This window comes from Novosphingobium oxfordense (genome assembly GCF_044029435.1).
Lineage (GTDB): Bacteria > Pseudomonadota > Alphaproteobacteria > Sphingomonadales > Sphingomonadaceae > Novosphingobium.
Genome location: NZ_CP147006.1, coordinates 177,203 through 193,225 on the forward strand (window position 1 = coordinate 177,203; position 16,023 = coordinate 193,225).

The 16,023-nt window shown below is 64.4% G+C and carries 21 protein-coding genes and 2 pseudogenes; 10 read left to right on the plus strand and 13 right to left on the minus strand.

Annotated features, from left to right (window positions below; translation table 11 throughout):
* The 7 genes from WBP07_RS19705 to WBP07_RS19735 are packed head-to-tail and all read right to left on the minus strand — an operon-like array spanning window position 1 to window position 5,235.
* Entirely contained in the window at window positions 1–1,014 is a 1,014-nt protein-coding gene (locus tag WBP07_RS19705) for a TraV family lipoprotein (protein ID WP_395395841.1), read from the minus strand.
* Window positions 990–1,877 (minus strand): DsbC family protein, encoded by an 888-nt coding sequence (locus tag WBP07_RS19710; RefSeq protein WP_395395842.1) that lies wholly within the window; start codon window positions 1,875–1,877, stop codon window positions 990–992. Before WBP07_RS19710 ends, WBP07_RS19705 begins: the two co-directional genes overlap by 25 nt.
* Complete coding sequence (locus WBP07_RS19715; RefSeq protein WP_228223101.1) at window positions 1,864–3,195, minus strand: TraB/VirB10 family protein; 1,332 nt, start codon at window positions 3,193–3,195, stop codon at window positions 1,864–1,866. Before WBP07_RS19715 ends, WBP07_RS19710 begins: the two co-directional genes overlap by 14 nt.
* A 4-nt stretch (window positions 3,196–3,199) precedes the next feature.
* On the minus strand, window positions 3,200–4,003 hold the full coding sequence (locus WBP07_RS19720) for a type-F conjugative transfer system secretin TraK (protein WP_395395843.1): 804 nt from the start codon (window positions 4,001–4,003) through the stop codon (window positions 3,200–3,202).
* Window positions 4,000–4,566 carry a type IV conjugative transfer system protein TraE gene (locus WBP07_RS19725; RefSeq protein ID WP_395395844.1) on the minus strand — a complete coding sequence of 189 codons (567 nt, stop codon included), beginning with the start codon at window positions 4,564–4,566 and terminating at the stop codon, window positions 4,000–4,002. The genes WBP07_RS19720 and WBP07_RS19725 overlap by 4 nt, the downstream gene beginning before the upstream one ends.
* A gap of 1 nt (window position 4,567) precedes the next feature.
* A complete protein-coding gene (traL, locus tag WBP07_RS19730; RefSeq protein ID WP_008832027.1) occupies window positions 4,568–4,858 on the minus strand; it encodes a type IV conjugative transfer system protein TraL in 291 nt (96 codons plus the stop codon).
* A gap of 56 nt (window positions 4,859–4,914) precedes the next feature.
* Window positions 4,915–5,235: a TrbC/VirB2 family protein gene (locus WBP07_RS19735; protein WP_008832026.1), complete on the minus strand. Its 321-nt coding sequence runs from the start codon at window positions 5,233–5,235 to the stop codon at window positions 4,915–4,917.
* 361 nt (window positions 5,236–5,596) lie between these two features.
* Between WBP07_RS19735 and WBP07_RS19740 the strand changes: the two genes are divergently transcribed.
* Both WBP07_RS19740 and WBP07_RS19745 read left to right on the plus strand, forming a co-directional pair.
* Complete coding sequence (locus WBP07_RS19740; RefSeq protein ID WP_395395845.1) at window positions 5,597–6,109, plus strand: hypothetical protein; 513 nt, start codon at window positions 5,597–5,599, stop codon at window positions 6,107–6,109.
* A 95-nt stretch (window positions 6,110–6,204) separates the two neighbouring features.
* Window positions 6,205–6,753 carry a hypothetical protein gene (locus tag WBP07_RS19745; RefSeq protein WP_395395846.1) on the plus strand — a complete coding sequence of 183 codons (549 nt, stop codon included), beginning with the start codon at window positions 6,205–6,207 and terminating at the stop codon, window positions 6,751–6,753.
* Between the two features lie 54 nt (window positions 6,754–6,807).
* Here WBP07_RS19745 and WBP07_RS19750 read toward each other — a convergent pair whose 3' ends face one another.
* A complete protein-coding gene (locus tag WBP07_RS19750; protein WP_395395847.1) occupies window positions 6,808–7,803 on the minus strand; it encodes a lytic transglycosylase domain-containing protein in 996 nt (331 codons plus the stop codon).
* Window positions 7,804–7,913: 110 nt separating this feature from the next.
* Between WBP07_RS19750 and WBP07_RS19755 the strand changes: the two genes are divergently transcribed.
* A complete protein-coding gene (locus WBP07_RS19755; RefSeq protein WP_066701708.1) occupies window positions 7,914–9,209 on the plus strand; it encodes a hypothetical protein in 1,296 nt (431 codons plus the stop codon).
* A gap of 48 nt (window positions 9,210–9,257) precedes the next feature.
* Here the strand turns inward: WBP07_RS19755 and WBP07_RS19760 are convergent, their stop codons facing one another.
* Window positions 9,258–9,527 carry a hypothetical protein gene (locus WBP07_RS19760; RefSeq protein ID WP_066701706.1) on the minus strand — a complete coding sequence of 90 codons (270 nt, stop codon included), beginning with the start codon at window positions 9,525–9,527 and terminating at the stop codon, window positions 9,258–9,260.
* Window positions 9,528–9,747: 220 nt separating this feature from the next.
* On the opposite strand from WBP07_RS19760, the gene WBP07_RS19765 reads away from it, so the two are divergent.
* Entirely contained in the window at window positions 9,748–10,032 is a 285-nt protein-coding gene (locus WBP07_RS19765; RefSeq protein ID WP_066701775.1) for a hypothetical protein, read from the plus strand.
* Window positions 10,033–10,169: 137 nt separating this feature from the next.
* Window positions 10,170–10,673, plus strand: coding sequence for a DUF983 domain-containing protein (locus tag WBP07_RS19770; RefSeq protein WP_232037468.1), 504 nt, complete (start codon window positions 10,170–10,172; stop codon window positions 10,671–10,673).
* A 15-nt stretch (window positions 10,674–10,688) separates the two neighbouring features.
* On the opposite strand, the gene WBP07_RS19775 is transcribed toward WBP07_RS19770, so the two are convergent.
* The 3 genes and pseudogenes from WBP07_RS19775 to WBP07_RS19785 form a co-directional block, all read right to left on the minus strand.
* Entirely contained in the window at window positions 10,689–11,225 is a 537-nt protein-coding gene (locus WBP07_RS19775) for a sensor histidine kinase KdpD (protein WP_233423686.1), read from the minus strand.
* Window positions 11,226–11,254: 29 nt separating this feature from the next.
* Window positions 11,255–11,509, minus strand: a pseudogene (locus tag WBP07_RS19780) (DUF4158 domain-containing protein); the annotation flags it as partial.
* A 4-nt stretch (window positions 11,510–11,513) separates the two neighbouring features.
* Window positions 11,514–12,021, minus strand: a pseudogene (locus WBP07_RS19785) (recombinase family protein).
* A 253-nt stretch (window positions 12,022–12,274) separates the two neighbouring features.
* Between WBP07_RS19785 and WBP07_RS19790 the strand changes: the two are divergent.
* From WBP07_RS19790 to arsH, 5 genes are read left to right on the plus strand one after another with little or no spacing between them, the layout of a single operon-like run.
* Complete coding sequence (locus WBP07_RS19790) at window positions 12,275–12,607, plus strand: helix-turn-helix transcriptional regulator (RefSeq protein ID WP_048937964.1); 333 nt, start codon at window positions 12,275–12,277, stop codon at window positions 12,605–12,607.
* 8 nt (window positions 12,608–12,615) lie between these two features.
* Window positions 12,616–13,047, plus strand: a complete 432-nt coding sequence (gene arsC, locus WBP07_RS19795; RefSeq protein ID WP_066701701.1) for an arsenate reductase (glutaredoxin) — start codon at window positions 12,616–12,618, stop codon at window positions 13,045–13,047.
* Window positions 13,044–14,105 carry an ACR3 family arsenite efflux transporter gene (gene arsB / locus WBP07_RS19800; protein ID WP_048937962.1) on the plus strand — a complete coding sequence of 354 codons (1,062 nt, stop codon included), beginning with the start codon at window positions 13,044–13,046 and terminating at the stop codon, window positions 14,103–14,105. The genes arsC and arsB overlap by 4 nt, the downstream gene beginning before the upstream one ends.
* Window positions 14,102–14,536 (plus strand): GNAT family N-acetyltransferase, encoded by a 435-nt coding sequence (locus tag WBP07_RS19805; protein ID WP_048937961.1) that lies wholly within the window; start codon window positions 14,102–14,104, stop codon window positions 14,534–14,536. Before arsB ends, WBP07_RS19805 begins: the two co-directional genes overlap by 4 nt.
* On the plus strand, window positions 14,533–15,273 hold the full coding sequence (arsH, locus tag WBP07_RS19810; RefSeq protein ID WP_395395848.1) for an arsenical resistance protein ArsH: 741 nt from the start codon (window positions 14,533–14,535) through the stop codon (window positions 15,271–15,273). The genes WBP07_RS19805 and arsH overlap by 4 nt, the downstream gene beginning before the upstream one ends.
* Before the next feature lie 70 nt (window positions 15,274–15,343).
* Here the strand turns inward: arsH and WBP07_RS19815 are convergent, their stop codons facing one another.
* Complete coding sequence (locus WBP07_RS19815; protein ID WP_395395849.1) at window positions 15,344–16,009, minus strand: cytochrome b/b6 domain-containing protein; 666 nt, start codon at window positions 16,007–16,009, stop codon at window positions 15,344–15,346.
* Between the last annotated feature and the right edge of the window lie 14 nt (window positions 16,010–16,023).

Below are 16,023 nucleotides of genomic sequence, written 5' to 3' on the forward strand. Positions count from 1 at the left end.
TTAGTTCTCCTCCGCGACGGCGCCGGGGAATGGTGCCGAATTCACCGTGGCCTTGAGCACCGGCCGCAAGTCGGGCGCCTGCGCGCCCGTGGCCGCTGCCCGCGCACCATCCTGTGCCTGCGACGCCACCGCCTGGTACCGGCTATCGGCTTTCACCCGTGCCACCGCTTCCGCGCCAGCGGTCGTCTTGGCAGGAGCGCCAGGGACTGCCGCAGCCTGCGGGACGGATGAGACCGCGCGCGCCGGCGGCGCAGCCGCTGCCGAGGGAGGAGCGGCCGGTTCGGCGGACGGGGCCGCGGCGCTGACGGGTTGCGCGGGCGTCGCCGCGACCTTGCGCCGCGCCCGCGCATCGGGCCTTGGCGAAAGCCGGGCCGCAACATCGCTCTTGATGCTGGCAACCGGATCTGCCGTCGCACGTGCCCGCGCGGCAGCGACAGCCGCCGGGTCAGGCAGGCCTTCGGCGGGGGAGAGGCGCTCCGTCTCGGCGCGATCGACCGCGTCGGCGAGCGTCTCACCCGCATAGGCCGCGGCGCGGTCATTGCGGGAGGACAGGCCAGACGCGTCCGCGATAGCCTGCTGCTGCCACTCGCCTTGCGCAACCACGGCATGGACGGCACTCGCCTCGTGCAACCGGCCGCGCTCATCGATATACGGCTGGAAGACGATCCGCAGCACTTTCTCACGCGTGCGGCCCGCCTCTCCGATCGACACCGGCACGCGGCGCGGGCTGGCCACCGCCGTCCGGGCGGCTTTCCCTGCTCCCATGTCGGGATCACGATAGGGTCCCGCCGGTGACGACACGGCGTCCGGGGCTTCAGCGGTGATGAGGGCCAGTGCCCGGTCGTCGATCGAGGACGACGGCGCGCAAATTCCGTCCGGCGCAGGGCAGGAGAAACTCCCCGCGATATTGCTGCCGAACGATGCGCAGCCCCCCATGAGTGGCAGGACGGCGAGCGCCAGGCCAGCATGCCAGCGAGTGGCGCGGCCCTTCACGACTTGGCTCCCTTCAGCCATGCTTCCAGCACGTCCTTGGGCCGGTAGCCCTCAAGCATGGCGCCGTCGCTGCGGACGATCACGGGGGTCCCGCTCAGGCCATGGCTACGGGCGAACTGCTCGTTGGCGTCGAGACCGCGCGTGTCGCATTTGCCGCCGCTCTCGAAGGGCGAACCGGAATAGGCGGCGTGAAGCGCCTCTTCCCGGTTCTTGGCGCAATAGACGCGGTCGGCCAAATCCCGGCTGCCTAGGACCGAAATGGGCCTTTCGATGACCTTGACGTCCATGCTGCGCAGCACGCTGGTAAGCGCGCGGCAGTAGCCGCAGCGAAAATCGGTAAAGACCGTGACCGACTGGCTCGATGCCTTGTTGCCCCAGACGATCGCTCCGTCGCGGGGCAGCCCCGCGAGCGACAGCGTGGCCGGCCGCACCGGCACGGAGACACGGCGCGCGCCGGCGGTGGGTGCGACGGGAGAAACGTCCGCCTCGCCGCCGAGCGCGGCCGTCGCATTGGCCTTGGCGGCGCCGCCGACCAGCATGTCGGGGTTCATCTCCAGGAGGCGTGCGGCGGTCACGTCCTGCCGCGTTTCCATGTCGTATACCCGGCCGATGACCAGATAGCGGGCGCCGCGATCGACATAGAAGAGGTTGGCGCCGGCTGTCACTTCGCACAGCCCTGCGACCTTGGCGCAGTTAACCGCGCTGATCTCGGTCTTGGGCAGCCGGGCCTTGAGCAGGCCCGCGACCTGGCTGTCTTCGGTCGGAACGGCAGCGGCAGCGGCAGCGATGGCGGCGGCGCCCAGTCCCACCACCGGCAGGGCGATGAGGCCATAGCTCCAGGGCGTACGCGCAACAGCGGCGCGAAGGCGATCAGTTACGGACATAGACACCCTCCAGAAAGACGATTTCGACATCGATGCCAGTCGGCATCTCGATCACCGGCTGATATTGTTCGGCGCGCTCGATCAGATATTTCGAGACCATGTCGCCGGTCTGGGCGACGCCTTCCCCGAAGCCACCCTCCAGGATCTCGCCCGCCGAGAGTTTGTCGCGCTTGCCGTTTGTGGTGATGTTGGTGCCCTGGAACACCGAATTGGCGTTTGCGGAGAAACCGCGGCCAAAGCCACCGAAGAGGCCGGCAATGAAGGCCTGCGTCACCAGCCCGCCTTCGCGCGAGACCACCCGGCCGCGCACCCCGGTCTTGCCGCCGAAGGCGATGAAGCCCTTGACCTCCGAGACCGCATAGCGGCCGCCGGGCTGCGGACAGGTCATCTTCTGCAGTTTGACGTAGACCTTCTCGGCCGAAAGGTCGCCGCGCGCGGCCCCGTTGATGAGGCAGCCTTCGATCTTCGTGGTGAGCAGGCGCCCGTTTTGGAAGACGCTGCGTGCAGGGCCCGTCACGCGCAGCACGACCGGAAGCGGATCGGACTGGCTGTTGACGCCGGCACTGGCATCGACGCCGACGATCACCTTGGCGGACGCGAAGCTGTTGGGCGGCAGGTAATTGACGCTGTCGGTATAGACCGTGTTGCCCTTGGCGACGCGCGAGGCATTGCCGGTCTCGGTGGTCTGGAAGTTCACCATCTTGACCTCCGCGCCGCCCATCGGCGGGCCAGCGGGCCCGGCCGCCCCCGGCGTGCCATCGGGCCGCCGATAGGCCTGGGGCCCGCCCGGTCCGTAGAGCGCGGCTGGACCTGGCTGGGGCGGCGGTGCCGCCCGCTGCTGCGCCGCCTCGCGCTTGAGCCGTTCGTTCTCGGCCTGGTAGGCGGAGAAGACCCGCTGGCCGTCTGCCTGAAGGGCCTGGTTCTGCCCCTTGAGCGCCTCGACCTGAGCTGCCAACGCGTCGACGCGGTTCTGCTGCGCATTCACCGACTTCAGCTGGTTTTCCATCGACTGGAACTGGTTCTCGGACATCCCCATCCACTCCTGTTGGGAGAGGTTGCGGTTCACCAGATCCTTGGTCGAAACCTCGACCTTTTCGCCGTCGTCGTCTTCGGCCGCGTCCTTGTCGTTGCCCCCGAAGATCCAGAAGGAGGAGAGCACCAGCCCCGCACCGGCAACGCCCGCGAGCAGCAACCGCTGCTTCTTGCGGGTCGCCTCGTTGCTGCCGATTTCGCCGGTGACCGGCGAGACGTTCTCCGCTTCGTCGTCGGGACCGTCCAGGGTGCGACGGGTGCGCGAGAAAATGTCCGCGAGTGCCATATGACTACCTCCCGATCTGCGAGACGAGATAGGCCGTGGTGACCTTGCCGGGCGCGAGCGTCGGCTCGGCGATGGAGACGGCGAGCGCGCTGCGCGGCGCGACCGCGCCCTCGTTGAGAGCGATCGGCGCGTTGCTCATATTCTCGATGCACAGAACCTTGCCGGTGAGCTCCTGCCCCCGATATTCCGCGATCATCTGGACCTTGAGCCCGCCGACGAAGACCGGGCGCAAAGTGCGCTGCCGCATCTCGTAGCCATCGACTATGCTGTTGGAATACATCGCCTGTATGAGTTCGACGGCTGCATCCTGCGGGCCGGCCTTGATCGTGGCGGCGACCGCCTCACCCGAGCGATCTTTCGCGATCGCCGGATTCGAAATGAAGACCTGTGCGGCCTGCTCGCCGCCGATGCGGCAGACGAACTTGTAGACATAGCCGCGCTTGGTCGTGCCGAAAAAGGAGAGCGCAGGCCGGCCGAAACCCTCGGGTACCGACAGATAAATGTCGCCACGCACCGGTTCGTTGACGACGCTGAAATCGTCGGTCGGATTGCCGGTGGAGATCTTCGAGACGCTGGCGAACTCATCCTCGACGAGGCTGATGCGGGTCAGATCCTTGGCCGAGGCCTGGCAATCGACCTGGCTGCTGTCAGACGCCATGATCGTCTGGTCCGCCCAGGCGGGCTCGGCGATCAGGAGCAGGCCAATAGCGACCAGTCCCGCGCCCAGGAAACGGCTCGCGTGGCAATAATATCGGGAGCACAAGGCGGCGCCGGCAGCCGTGCTGCCGATGGCGATAGCACTCATCATTGATCTCCTTCCTCGGCCTTGGACACCATCCCGAAGCCGACGAGCTGCAGCGAGACGCCCGAATATTTCCATTTGAAGCGGAAGGTCCGGCGGTCCTTGGAGATGACCTTGCTGCCCACGATCGTGTGCAGGTCGCCCGTCACGTCCGAGGTGAGATTGTCCGGATCGAGCTTCATCGACTGCATCGCGAAGAACTGCGCGATCGAGGATCCCCGCTGTTCGTTGACGATCTTGAGGAGTTCCGCCTTGAGGCGCCCCTGCGCGCTCGGCGCCGTGATATCGAGCACCGACTTCATCCAGTATTCCAGGTTGCTCGGCGATCGATCGAGGGTCAGCACCGCGGCGTCGCGCGTGACCATCTCCAGATACTCGCGGCTGACCCCGGCGCTGCTGACTGTGAGCGGCGACCGCAGGATCGGCTGCAGGACGATCTCCCGATCGCGGGTCGCAACCATCAGGAAGAGGATGGCGGTAAGCGCTGCAAGCACGCCGGCGATGGCAACGAGGAGGTTGCGCTGCTTGAGAACGCGCTGGCTTTGCGCGTGGCTGTTAGCGATCTCCATGTCAGCCGGCCATCAGTCGAAGGTAGGAGGGCGGTGTCGCCTTCATGCCGGTGAACCCGGCCGGAAGGTGCCAATAGGCCATGTGCAGCAGCCAGGATGCCGCCCGTCCTGCCTTAGCGCGCTTCAAGCCCCACCAGCCTGCTCCAGCGAGCAAAATGCCGATAAGGATATGCTGAGACAGGATCCCCCAGGTGAACGGAATCACCATCGCGAGGAACTCATCCAGGGTCCACAGCCCGATCAGTTCTGGATCATCCAGATGAGTTGGAATGACATATTTGTCCGCAGACATCGCACCACCCTCCATTTGGACCGTCGGCGCTGCTACGCCGCCGGGCCGAACCCACGTCAGATCGTTGCGGTGACGGTCGAGGTGACGATCGGCACGCCGGTGCCGGCGCCCACGCCCACGCCCACCGGAATGGCGATCTGGCCCATCGAGAAGCGGCCCGAGGCGAGCGCCACGACGCCGCCGGCAAGGCTGAGCACGGTGATGATCTTGCCGCCCGATCCCTCGAGGAAGTCGGTGAACTTGGTCAGCGCGGTGTCGAAGGTGGTGTCGGCGCCGGCGAAGGCCGGTCCGGCGAACATGAGCAGCGCGAAGGCCAGCGCCGCGATCACGAGGATCGCAAGCTCTACCCGCCCGCCATGCTTCAGTACCTGTTGCATGAGCATTTCCTTCCGATTGAGACGCGGCGGTTCCGCGCCCAATCGAAGGCTGTCCCCTCGCTCGCCGGCCGAGCAACCTTCCCCGGCTCGGCGCGTTGCGGGAGACATGAATTTTTCTTCCCGCCCGAGTCGCTTGGCGCCGCACGCGAACCGCTCCGGTACCCACTGCGAGCCAGGGTGGCGCGCCGTGCAGCCCAGGACGGCCACCAGCGCGCGCCACACTGGCCCGAAATCCGAGCCACCAGCGCGACTCGCGAAAATTTGCGATAAGATTGGTTAACGGTTAAGTTCTACCGTGGAACTGGCATGAGGTTCGTGCCGCGTAGCAAGGACGCGGGATCCGGCACTCCAGGGGGGTCGAGTGGGGCAGGGTTACAAAACGTCACAGGGACAGGACGCGGCGGGAGTGGGTTTCCCCCGGCAGGTCAGCATCGATATTTCCGAGCACTTCTTCCGCCTCACCACCGAAAGCGTGCGGCTGCGCTCGAACGAAACCCATTCTTACCAGACGCTCGCGACGCTGGTGAATGCTCGCGCCGCCTCCGCCGCGGCCATGGATCATGATTCCGATGTGCTTCGCTCGCATCTGGACAAGATCCCCACCGAAGGCGGCATTCGTATCAAATTGCGCGTCACCGCGAGCAGCGCCGAGAACCTCAGTGAGGCCCAGCATATTCTGGCCAGGCAACTCGGGCAGGGCATGTCACCCGGCGACATGCTGTCGCTTCTCCTGTTCGACTATATCGTCGAGCAGAAGGCGAAAGCCGTCGTAGCGAAGCTGCGCGAACAGGGGCTCGATTTACCGCCTGCCAAGGCCGCTGGAAAAATTGCGAGCGATTCGCAACAGACAAGTCCATCCGTTCCAATAGCTTAGCCGATACCTATAAAGAAATTCAGGTCGGAGGTTGTTGCAAAGCGTAGCTCGCTGTGATTTGTTGCCCTTTCGGAGCAGGATCAGGGGGCCGGTTCATGACATCCCTTGCCAGCAGCGGGGCACCTTCCTCGACGGACACAAGCAAGTCCGCTGAAGAGAGCGCTGCGATCCCCTTCAGGGACTATATTCCTTATATTCTTCAGGCGATGTCGGACCAAAATGTGAGCGTGCGGAAACTTGCGCTCAAGACCGGCATCAGACGCAACCGCCTGTCTAATCTTCTGCGGCCCACCGCTGATCCTTCCACCCGCGAGAGCATGACGCTCGTCGAGTTCCAGACGATCCTTCATGTTCTTCAAATCGGGTTCATCCAGGCCGTCCTGGGTGTCGAAACTCTCCGCGATCTGGATCTCCTTCACGACGGCCGATTCTCTACGATGATGCAGATGATTTCCGAGGTGTTCGCGAGCCTGCCGCTCTCGCTTGTCCATGCGCTCAACGACGTGGAAGGCATGGATGGCACCGAGATCCGCCGCGAATGGGCAGGCCCCTTGCGCGACGGCGTCGTTGACCGGGTGGTACGCGAGGTCATCGCGATCATCGAGCGTCGCGCCCGCATGGAGCAGAGCTTCCGCCTGGATTGACCGACGGACGCCGTCCGCGCGGTTCGCACCGGCGTCCGTCGGCTCGGTCTCGCCTCAGAAGCGCGAAACGATCGCGCTGCGTCCATTGAAACGCGGCGATGTTGGAGTCGGCGGCAACGATGGGCCGGTAACACTGGCCGTCCGCGTGAAACCGCTCAAGCGCCGCCAGTTGAGGAGGATATCGTCGACATAGGCCTGGGTCTCGGCGATCCGCGGCACCTGGCCGTCCCGCACCCGTCCCGGCCCGGCATTATAGGCCGCCAACGCCAGATGGACCTGGCCGAAGCGATCGAGCTGGCTGCGCAGATAGCGCGCGCCGCCGTGCAGATTCTGCTCGATATCGTAGCGATCCACGCCCAGACCCGCAGCCGTGCCGGGCATGAGCTGCGTCAAACCATAGGCATTTTTCGGCGAGACGGCCCGGTCATTATAGCGGCTTTCGCGGATGATCATGGCGTCGAAAAGGCCGACTGGGATGCCATATTGGCACGCGATCGCGCTCATCATCCCGTAATAGCCCGCCCGGCGGATCTCCGCTTGGGCGCTGAGGAAACCGGCCGGCCGATAGGCACGGGCATAGCATCCTGGCGTGTAGCCGGTTGCGGCGCTGGCAAAGGCCAGTCCGCCGCGCATCCACGCCGGAACGGGTATCGCCTCCAGCGTCGGCGCGGCAAAAACGCCCGGCGCGGCCGCAACCGGGGGCGCATCTCCGGGAGCCGCGCGGTCGACCGGCGAGGCCTCGCCGGGGACCGCTTGTCCGTAGGTCTGCGCCATCTGGAACTGCACCCATTTGCGGCTGAGATCATGGACGCTGAACGACGCTGGAAGCGCGGCAGGACTTGCCTCGGCGAGCAGGGTTCCTTCGTCCACCGCCGGCTTGTCGGGGCCGTCTGTGCCATCTGGGCCCGCAGCGGCCGGCAGGCGTGGCGGAGCCGGCGCGCCCATCGTAATGAGCTGAACGGTGCGCGGCGAACCTTGCGGGCTGGCGGCGGCAAGCGGGGCCGCGAGGGTGATGGTGAGCAGCGGTGCAACAAGGAGCGCGGTCTTCATAAAACCTCCCGAAATCTGTCCTGGCCCGAGTGGAGGTGAACCCAAATCCCGTTGTCAATCCCGCGGCGCTTGGTCAGACTTTGCCCATTGCGCTCCAAAAGGGCTCCTCCATGTGGCTGATCGACCGGCAGGGCGACGGACAAAAAGGTCGTCGCATCCCCCTTCCCGACCTCGTGCGGTCCGCACTGGTGCGCTGGTATACGGGCGAAGGCTCGCGCGGCGATGAAGAGGCGGGGATCGCGCTGGTCCAGCAAGCACGGATCGGCGCCAAGTGGATCGCATGCGACTGCCTGGGTCCCGACACCCGGCCGCCGGTCCTGACCCCCGCCTTCCTGTCGGAAGCTGAAACCTATTATCTGCGGCGCCTGACGGGCGCCGACCGGCCCGAGCATCGTCCCCAATGCCCCTTCTTTCGCGAGCAGGCGACCAATCGCATTTCGGAGATCCGTACACCCCATTCGCCGGCCGATCCCCCGGAAGGCTATTTCGAAGTGCTGCGGCCAGCCCCTGAGAAGCTGGCGCAAAAGCCGCAGGCCGACAGTATCGACGACAGGACACGCAATGCGACGGTGCCGCGTCTCGCCCGCCTTCTCTGGCGCCTTATGACCCTGGCCGGTGTCCATCGCACGCCGCCGCTTGGGGCGGAGCCGCCCGAACGCTCCATTGCACAAGAATTCAGGGCCCTGAGCGCGGCGGCCGCGCGGATCGAGCTTGCACCCGGCATCGAGCTCGGCCGCGCCTTATGGACACATGCCCGCCCCTTTCACAATAATCGCGTGTTCGCAGGTCTGCGCGCGTTATCCCATCAGTGGCCACCGGGTCACGCACCGCAGGCGTTCCTCGCGCTCTACGCGACAGCGGTGCAGGGTGCGACCATCCATGTCGCGGGCGCCGAGCCGGTGGTGCTCGCCAATCGGGTGCAGTCCCCATCGATCCGCGGCAACCCGATCAAAGGTCCTTACCTGGTGCTGGTCGTGGTCGGCGAATATCCCGAGGCCGACGGCTATGCGGCGCTGCGCGCCTATGCGCAGCCCATCCTCTCAGGCCAGCGTTTCGTGCCGGTTGCCTCCGAATTCGAGCGATCTCTCTATCGCGGCCTGCTTGACGCGCGACGAGGGCTCGATCGCCTCGGTATTGATCTCGTGATCGAAAAGCCGCTCTTCGACCAGTTGACCCCGCAAGGCGCCTGTCGGCCCGACTTCCTGCTTGAAGCGCAGTCGAGAGAGACCGGCGAGATCCGGCAGCTGGTCGTTGCGGCGCAGAGCGCCCTCGACGAGAACTTTCTGGCGGTGAAGGCCGCCATCCATCCGCGCCTCGAGATGATCGCGCCGCTGATTAGCCTCGGGCCCGACGCGCTTGAGCGCGGTGCCGTACCGGATATCGTGCGAACCGCCTTAGGCCTGTGAGCCCGGCGCATCAGGCAATAATGATACGGCGAGCGCCCTCGCCTCTGCTCAGGACCAGCGGAGCGTCGCGGCGAACCATGCCACAATGCCCAAGGTGACCGGCGTCGACAGCAAATAGAGTTTCTGCCAGCGCCACCAGGTCCGGGGCAGAAACAATGCTGCTCCACGCACATCGTGAATTTGGCGCCAGGCACGCTCCTGAACCAGCTGTCCGAGAAGCACCCCGACCGACAGCGAAACTGCGAGCGCGCAGCACAGGCCGACGCCAACGTAAATCGCAAGCCAATTGGCAATTTCCATCTGCGTCAACTGCGCCATGAGTCTCTATGTCTTTCTTGCCATGTCCAGTACGCGCTTGAGACGACACCTGTTCCCGCGCGTTCGACACTTCCTAGCACAAGCATATTGGCAAATGGTTTAGCTCCAAAATGGTCTTAATTCAGCCTGTTGAACCCGCTCATTCTTTGCCCATCTTGCCCGGAGGGTGAATGAAAGCCGCACGGGGTGCCTGAAGCGTCGCAGGTTCGTGCGGAATCCCATGAAAGGCAACGGTTCAAGGGCGAAGAAGGCTGTGCTGGCTACGGTATTAGTGATCGTCTTCCAGGGGACGGAGAAGGTAGGCATCTATGACGATCGGCCAGCGGCCAGCGCGGCCTTGTGGAGCTTCGTCGAGGCGCATTGGGACGAGGCGCACCATGGTCCCGCGCCAGAAGCCCGAAGCGAGGCGCAACTGAACCTCTTCTTTGCCGGAGAGGGCGACAGCTATGTCATCGCGGAGGCGGATCTGGACGACGCAGCGCAGGCTCTCGGATCGCCGCTTTAATCAGACGACCGCACATTTCGGACGTCGGAATGATGTTTTATACATCATAACTGCGCCTTCATATTTGAGTGTAAAAGCCATATGATTCCTGGGGCTGTCTGCCGTCCAGCCTTGCCTCTCTTTTCGATAGCAGCGAGATGATCTTGCCTGCTTTCACCCGAACGCCATTCGATCGCCGTGATCGTCCGGCCGGCGCCCCGCCCGCCCAGTTCATCGGGCCGAAACGTCGAGACTGCGCTCTGCCCGAAACGCTGGGTACCGCCGCGCTACGCGGCGTGCGCGGCCGCTGTCCAAGGTGCGGCGAAGCGCACCTATTCTACCGATTCCTCAAACCTGTGACCATCTGCGCGCACTGCGGCCAGGACTGGAGCCATCAACGCGCGGACGACTTCCCGGCCTATGTGGCAATCATCGTGACCGGTCACCTCATGGCGCCCCTCATCATCGCGCTGGCCCGCGATTTCGCGCTCTCGGTCACCGCGATGATGGCGATCATCGTACCGCTGGCGCTTGTTCTGCTTCTTGGCCTGTTGCAGCCCGCCAAAGGCGCGATCATCGCGCTGCAGTGGTGGTGGGGCATGCACGGGTTCGAAAAGGAGCGAACAACAGGAGTGGCCGAGCCTGGGGACGATGGACCGTAGAGGTCGCGGCCCGCCTCAGACGACCTCGAAAACGCTGCCCTCTCCCGGCGCGCTGCGCTTGAGCGTGATCGTCCCGCCGTGGAGCTCGACCAACTGTTTGACGAGCGCGAGTCCGATCCCAAGTCCTTCCTGCGTGCGCTGGTTGGACCCATCGATCTGGGCAAACAGATCGAAGATCCGGGCCTGCATCTCCGCCGGGATGCCGACGCCCGTATCGGCGACCTCGATGCGGACCTGATCCTCTTCGCGCCTCGCGGAGAGGTGAATTTCTCCGCCCGCAGGCGTGTATTTGGCGGCGTTGGTGAGGAGATTGCCGACGACCTGCGCAAGACGGGCATGATCGGCCTCCAGCCAGATCGGCTCAGGCGCGACATCCTGGATCAGCTCATGGCTGGCCGCATCGATATGATGGCGTGATCCTTCGACGGCAAAGGTCAGCAGATCCTGGAGCAACAGATGCTCCTTCTTGAGCGCGATCTTGCCTTGGTCGATGCGTGCGATGTCGAGCAGGTCCTCGACCAGGCTGCCGAGATGCCGCACATATTTGCTCATTTGCCCGCGCACCATCGTGGCTGTCTCGGGATGCCGAGCTGATCCCCGACGAACCTGAGAGGAGCATCCGGGATGAATTCGCCGGGCTTCAGCAGCCGGCCGGGATAGCGCAAGGCACAGAGCTGTAGCGCAAAACCGAGTCGGTTGTGGGGACGCCTTCGGCTCGTGATGGCGCGCAGATCGTCGACACCGAGCGTCCAGTACCGCACCAGGTCGGCTTCGTTTTCGGACAAGGCGAACAACTCGGCATGTTGCGCCTCGGTCAGAACAGAACGGCGGGGCATCTGCTCAGGCCTTGGCTGGCCCCGTCCAGCCAATCCGATCAAGCGTGCCGATGAGGGTCGATCGGGGCACCTTGAAGGACCGGCACACTGACGCCTTGCTTGCACCAGCATTGAGTGCGTCAGTGATCTGCTCGATCGTTTCCGCGTTGATGCTAGGTGGACGCCCCCCGTGCCGACCGCGCCGCCGAGCTGCTGCCAAACCCGCCATCACCCGTTCGCGCGTGAGCGCGCGTTCATATTGAGCAAGCGCGCCGGTCTTTCAGGTCGGTGATGATCGTCAGAAGGTTGGCCAGGGATCGCCCGAGGCGGTCGAGCTTCCAAACGATCAGCGTGTCGCCATGCTTCAGGTACTCCAGGCAAGCCTTCAGCCCGGGGCGATCGTCCCGTGCGCCCGATGCTTTGTCGGAATAGAGATGACGCTCATCGACGCCGGCGGCGATGAGAGCATCGCGCTGCAGGTCGACCGACTGGCGATCGTCGACCGATGAGACACGCATGTACCCGATGAGCATGTACGACAAACCTCTGAATTGATGTTGTCGCGCATTAGATCAAGGCGACAGGGTTTGTCGTACATAATCGGGCGTCGTCATGGAACTGCAATCCGTTTGCGTCGTCCCCTGTCGGGAAACATGTGTTTGGCGACAGGGGCGAGCGCGGCAGGGGCCGACCAGACCCGGCCTTTCGTGACGGAGCGGCCAAGGTCGGCTTCTGGTAAAGTCAGACGCTCCTTGATTAAATCCATATATCCAATAACGTGGATATATGGACAACGACTCAGCCATCTCGGTCCTTGGCGCGCTCGCGCAGGGCACGCGCCTCGACGCATTCCGCCTGCTGGTCCGCCACGAGCCTGACGGCCTGGCCGCTGGCGAGGTCGCCAAGGCGCTCGACGTGCCGCAGAACACCATGTCGGTGCATCTCGCGACGCTGGCCCGCGCCGGGCTGATCCGGTCCGAGCGGCGCAGCCGCATCATCAACTACCGCGCCGATCTCGACCAGTTGAAGGCGCTGACCCTGTTTCTCGTGAAGGACTGCTGCGGTGGGAAGGCGGAGCTTTGCGAGCCGCTGATCGCCGAGCTCAACCCCTGCTGCTGAAGGCCGCCATGACCGTCGATATCATCATCTATCACAACCCCGAGTGCGGGACGTTGCGCAACACGCTGGCGATGATCCAGAACGCCGGCATCGAGCCGCACGTCATCGAGTATCTGAAGACCCCGCCCAACCGCTCGCGTCTCGTTTCGCTGATCGGTCGCATGGGGATCACGCCCCGCGCGCTGCTGCGCGAGAAGGGCACGCCCTATGCCGAACTTGGCTTGGGCGATCCGGCGCTGAGCGATGACCAGCTCATCGACGCGATGATCGAGCATCCGATCCTCATCAACCGGCCGATCGTCGTCTCGCCACTCGGCGTGAAGCTGTGCCGTCCGTCGGAAGAGGTGCTGGACCTGCTACCTTCCCGGCAGCGCGGCGCCTTCACCAAGGAAGACGGCGAGAAGGTCATCGACGACGCGGGCAACAGGATCGGCGCATGACCACTGCGGCGCCGGCGAAGCCGGCGATCAGCACATTCGAGCGCTATCTCAGCGTCTGGGTAGCGCTGTGCATCGTGGTCGGGATCGCGCTCGGCTACGCGCTGCCGGGCCTGTTCGGCGCGATCGCCACAGCGGAGGTGGCGCGGGTCAACCTCGTGGTGGCGGTGCTCATCTGGCTGATGATCATCCCCATGCTGCTGAAGATCGATCTTCGGGCGCTCGGCTCGGTCCGCCAGCATTGGAAGGGCGTCGGCGTCACGCTGTTCATCAACTGGGCGGTGAAGCCGTTCTCGATGGCGCTGCTCGGCACGCTGTTCCTGGGCTGGCTGTTTCGGCCCTTGCTGCCGGCGGGCGAGGTCAGCTCCTATATTGCCGGTCTGATCCTGCTCGCCGCCGCGCCTTGCACGGCGATGGTGTTCGTCTGGTCCAACCTCTGCGAGGGCGAGCCGACCTACACGTTGAGCCAGGTCGCGCTGAATGACGTGATCATGGTGTTCACCTTCGCGCCGCTGGTCGGCCTGCTGCTCGGCGTCGCGTCGATCACCGTGCCGTGGGACACGCTGCTGATCTCGGTGATGCTCTACATCGTCGTACCGGTCATCGTCGCGCAGATCGTCCGCAGTGCGGTGGTCGGATCAGGCGGACAGGCAGCACTGGACCGGCTGCTGGCCTGGCTCGGGCCGGTCTCGCTGCTGGCGCTGCTGACCACGCTGGTGCTGCTGTTCGGGTTTCAGGGTGAGGCGATCATCGCCCATCCGCTGGTCATCGCGCTGATCGCCGTGCCGATCCTCATCCAGGTCTATTTCAACGCGGGGCTAGCCTACTGGCTGAGCCGCCGGCTCGGTGTGGCATGGTGCGTGGCGGCGCCAGCCGCGCTGATCGGTGCTTCCAACTTCTTCGAGTTGGCGGTCGCCGCCGCGATCAGCCTGTTCGGGCTCAACTCGGGCGCGGCGCTGGCGACCGTCGTCGGCGTGCTGGTCGAGGTGCCGGTGATGCTGTCGGTCGTCTCGATCGTGAAGCGGACGCGGCCCTGGTACGAAGCGAGAGCGACGGCATGACCCAGATCTATTTCTCCGAGGCTCGGCACGCTGATGATATTCTGCGGCTCGCGCTTGGCGCCGCGCAGCTTCCGACCGACGATCTCGGCGGTCCCGACCAGATGTTCTTCAGCCTGTCCGACGACGAGGGTCTGATCGGGTTCATCGGTCTGGAGGGCAACGGTCCCGACCGACTGCTCCGCTCGCTCGTTGTCCTGCCGACCCGTCGCGGCAAAGGATATGGCCGGATGCTGGTCGAGCGCCTTGAAGGCGTTGCCGATGGCGCGGTCGAGCGGCTGCATCTTCTGACCAGCGGCACCGGGGAGTTCTTCCGCAGGCTCGGTTACGCCGATGCCGATCGCGATGCCGCGCCGGCGTTCATCGCCGCGACCGCGCAGTTCACGTCGCTGTGCGGTCCGCGCGCGACCTATCTCGTCAAGGATCTTGGATGACGCGCCTTCGTGAAGTGCCCGACGCCGACCATCTGCCCGCACTCGATCGTAGCATCGCCATCACTCGGCCCGCCGCCGGCATGGGCGACAATCAGCCGCCGCCGCGCATCCTGCTGTTGTACGGGTCGCTGCGCGAGCGGTCGTTTAGCCGGCTCGCGGCTGAAGAAGCGGCGCGACTGCTTATCCTCTTCGGCGCGGACGTGCGGATATTCGATCCGAGCGACCTGCCGCTCCCAGATCAGGTGAAGGGTGACGATCATCCGGCGGTCCATGAGCTGCGCCAGCACGCGCTCTGGTCCGAAGGCATGGTTTGGTGCAGCCCCGAGCGGCACGGCCAGATCACCGGCATCATGAAGGCGCAGATCGACCATCTGCCGCTGGAGTTCGGCGGCATGCGGCCGACCCAGGGCCGCACCCTCGCGGTCATGCAGGTGTCGGGCGGCTCGCAGTCGTTCAACGCGGTCAACACGCTGCGCCTGCTCGGCCGCTGGATGCGGATGATCACCATCCCTAACCAGTCAAGCGTGGCGATGGCGTTCAAGGAATTCGACGAGGCCGGCCGCATGAAGCCGTCGAGCTATTATGACCGCATCGTCGACGTGATGGAGGAACTGGTCCGGTTCACGATCCTGACCCGCCCGCACGCCGGCCAGCTCGTCGACCGCTATTCCGAACGGAAGGCTGTACAGGCAAAGCGTAACGCTGCCACCGATCTTGCGGTCCAAGCCGTTCTGTAGGCCAGCGCATCAATCATCGACTATTCGGAAAGCCAAGCCGCTATCGCCACGTTGCAGCATTACCTCCATCCTATTGTGCTCGGCCGGGAAGCATCGCTGTAAGAATATACTTCCCACTCCTCCTCGTTTCGAAAACAACACCGGCAAGGTGGAGGGCAATCAGAACGTACAGCAAATTCACCGCTGTCTCGTGCACTTCCTTCAAGGGCTTGTCCTCTGCGTCGTCGCCTGCCTCTTTCCGCTTAGAACCTTTGAGTACGACGCTGTCCCTGTCATCTGTGCCTCGACCAACGGCGTGGGACGGAGCCTCGCTAATCCATTTCGTGGAGGGCAGACCAGCCATGCCAATGCCGGTCGCTATGATGATACTAAGCGTTCCCCAAATAGCGTAGACCATCAATGCACCTAACGGATTGTGCGATGGATGGATTTCATTGTGTCCGGCTCTAATCTCCCGGATATGGGCAAGCGCTTTACGCGGGCTCGGTGGGAATGCTGTGAACCGTGCCTCTTTGGGCCCTACGAAACCCCAGAGCAGCCTAAGCGCCAAAACGGTTGCGAGGGCGTATCCCACCCAGACGTGTGGCCCCGAACCCTCTTCGGTGAAAATAGCATTCCCGATGACAGCAAGAACGATTGACCAATGGGTCACCTTAACGACGGGGTCCCATTTCGCCTTTGCTCGGGCTGAGTCTTTTAGGGGCCGGACTGGGGTTCCAGGCTTTGAACTCTGCATTTCAGATTCCTCCG

Bases quoted from the DNA above. Each gene is read 5' to 3' on its own strand.
- WBP07_RS19705 (WP_395395841.1), bottom strand. From the start codon at position 1,014: ATGGCTGAAGGGAGCCAAGTCGTGAAGGGCCGCGCCACTCGCTGGCAT.
- WBP07_RS19710 (WP_395395842.1), bottom strand. From the start codon at position 1,877: ATGTCCGTAACTGATCGCCTTCGCGCCGCTGTTGCGCGTACGCCCTGG.
- WBP07_RS19715 (WP_228223101.1), bottom strand. From the start codon at position 3,195: ATGGCACTCGCGGACATTTTCTCGCGCACCCGTCGCACCCTGGACGGT.
- WBP07_RS19720 (WP_395395843.1), bottom strand. From the start codon at position 4,003: ATGATGAGTGCTATCGCCATCGGCAGCACGGCTGCCGGCGCCGCCTTG.
- WBP07_RS19725 (WP_395395844.1), bottom strand. From the start codon at position 4,566: ATGGAGATCGCTAACAGCCACGCGCAAAGCCAGCGCGTTCTCAAGCAG.
- traL (WP_008832027.1), bottom strand. From the start codon at position 4,858: ATGTCTGCGGACAAATATGTCATTCCAACTCATCTGGATGATCCAGAA.
- WBP07_RS19735 (WP_008832026.1), bottom strand. From the start codon at position 5,235: ATGCAACAGGTACTGAAGCATGGCGGGCGGGTAGAGCTTGCGATCCTC.
- WBP07_RS19745 (WP_395395846.1), top strand. From the start codon at position 6,205: ATGACATCCCTTGCCAGCAGCGGGGCACCTTCCTCGACGGACACAAGC.
- WBP07_RS19750 (WP_395395847.1), bottom strand. From the start codon at position 7,803: ATGAAGACCGCGCTCCTTGTTGCACCGCTGCTCACCATCACCCTCGCG.
- WBP07_RS19755 (WP_066701708.1), top strand. From the start codon at position 7,914: ATGTGGCTGATCGACCGGCAGGGCGACGGACAAAAAGGTCGTCGCATC.
- WBP07_RS19760 (WP_066701706.1), bottom strand. From the start codon at position 9,527: ATGGCGCAGTTGACGCAGATGGAAATTGCCAATTGGCTTGCGATTTAC.
- WBP07_RS19765 (WP_066701775.1), top strand. From the start codon at position 9,748: ATGAAAGGCAACGGTTCAAGGGCGAAGAAGGCTGTGCTGGCTACGGTA.
- WBP07_RS19770 (WP_232037468.1), top strand. From the start codon at position 10,170: ATGATCTTGCCTGCTTTCACCCGAACGCCATTCGATCGCCGTGATCGT.
- WBP07_RS19775 (WP_233423686.1), bottom strand. From the start codon at position 11,225: ATGAGCAAATATGTGCGGCATCTCGGCAGCCTGGTCGAGGACCTGCTC.
- WBP07_RS19790 (WP_048937964.1), top strand. From the start codon at position 12,275: ATGGACAACGACTCAGCCATCTCGGTCCTTGGCGCGCTCGCGCAGGGC.
- arsC (WP_066701701.1), top strand. From the start codon at position 12,616: ATGACCGTCGATATCATCATCTATCACAACCCCGAGTGCGGGACGTTG.
- arsB (WP_048937962.1), top strand. From the start codon at position 13,044: ATGACCACTGCGGCGCCGGCGAAGCCGGCGATCAGCACATTCGAGCGC.
- WBP07_RS19805 (WP_048937961.1), top strand. From the start codon at position 14,102: ATGACCCAGATCTATTTCTCCGAGGCTCGGCACGCTGATGATATTCTG.
- arsH (WP_395395848.1), top strand. From the start codon at position 14,533: ATGACGCGCCTTCGTGAAGTGCCCGACGCCGACCATCTGCCCGCACTC.
- WBP07_RS19815 (WP_395395849.1), bottom strand. From the start codon at position 16,009: ATGCAGAGTTCAAAGCCTGGAACCCCAGTCCGGCCCCTAAAAGACTCA.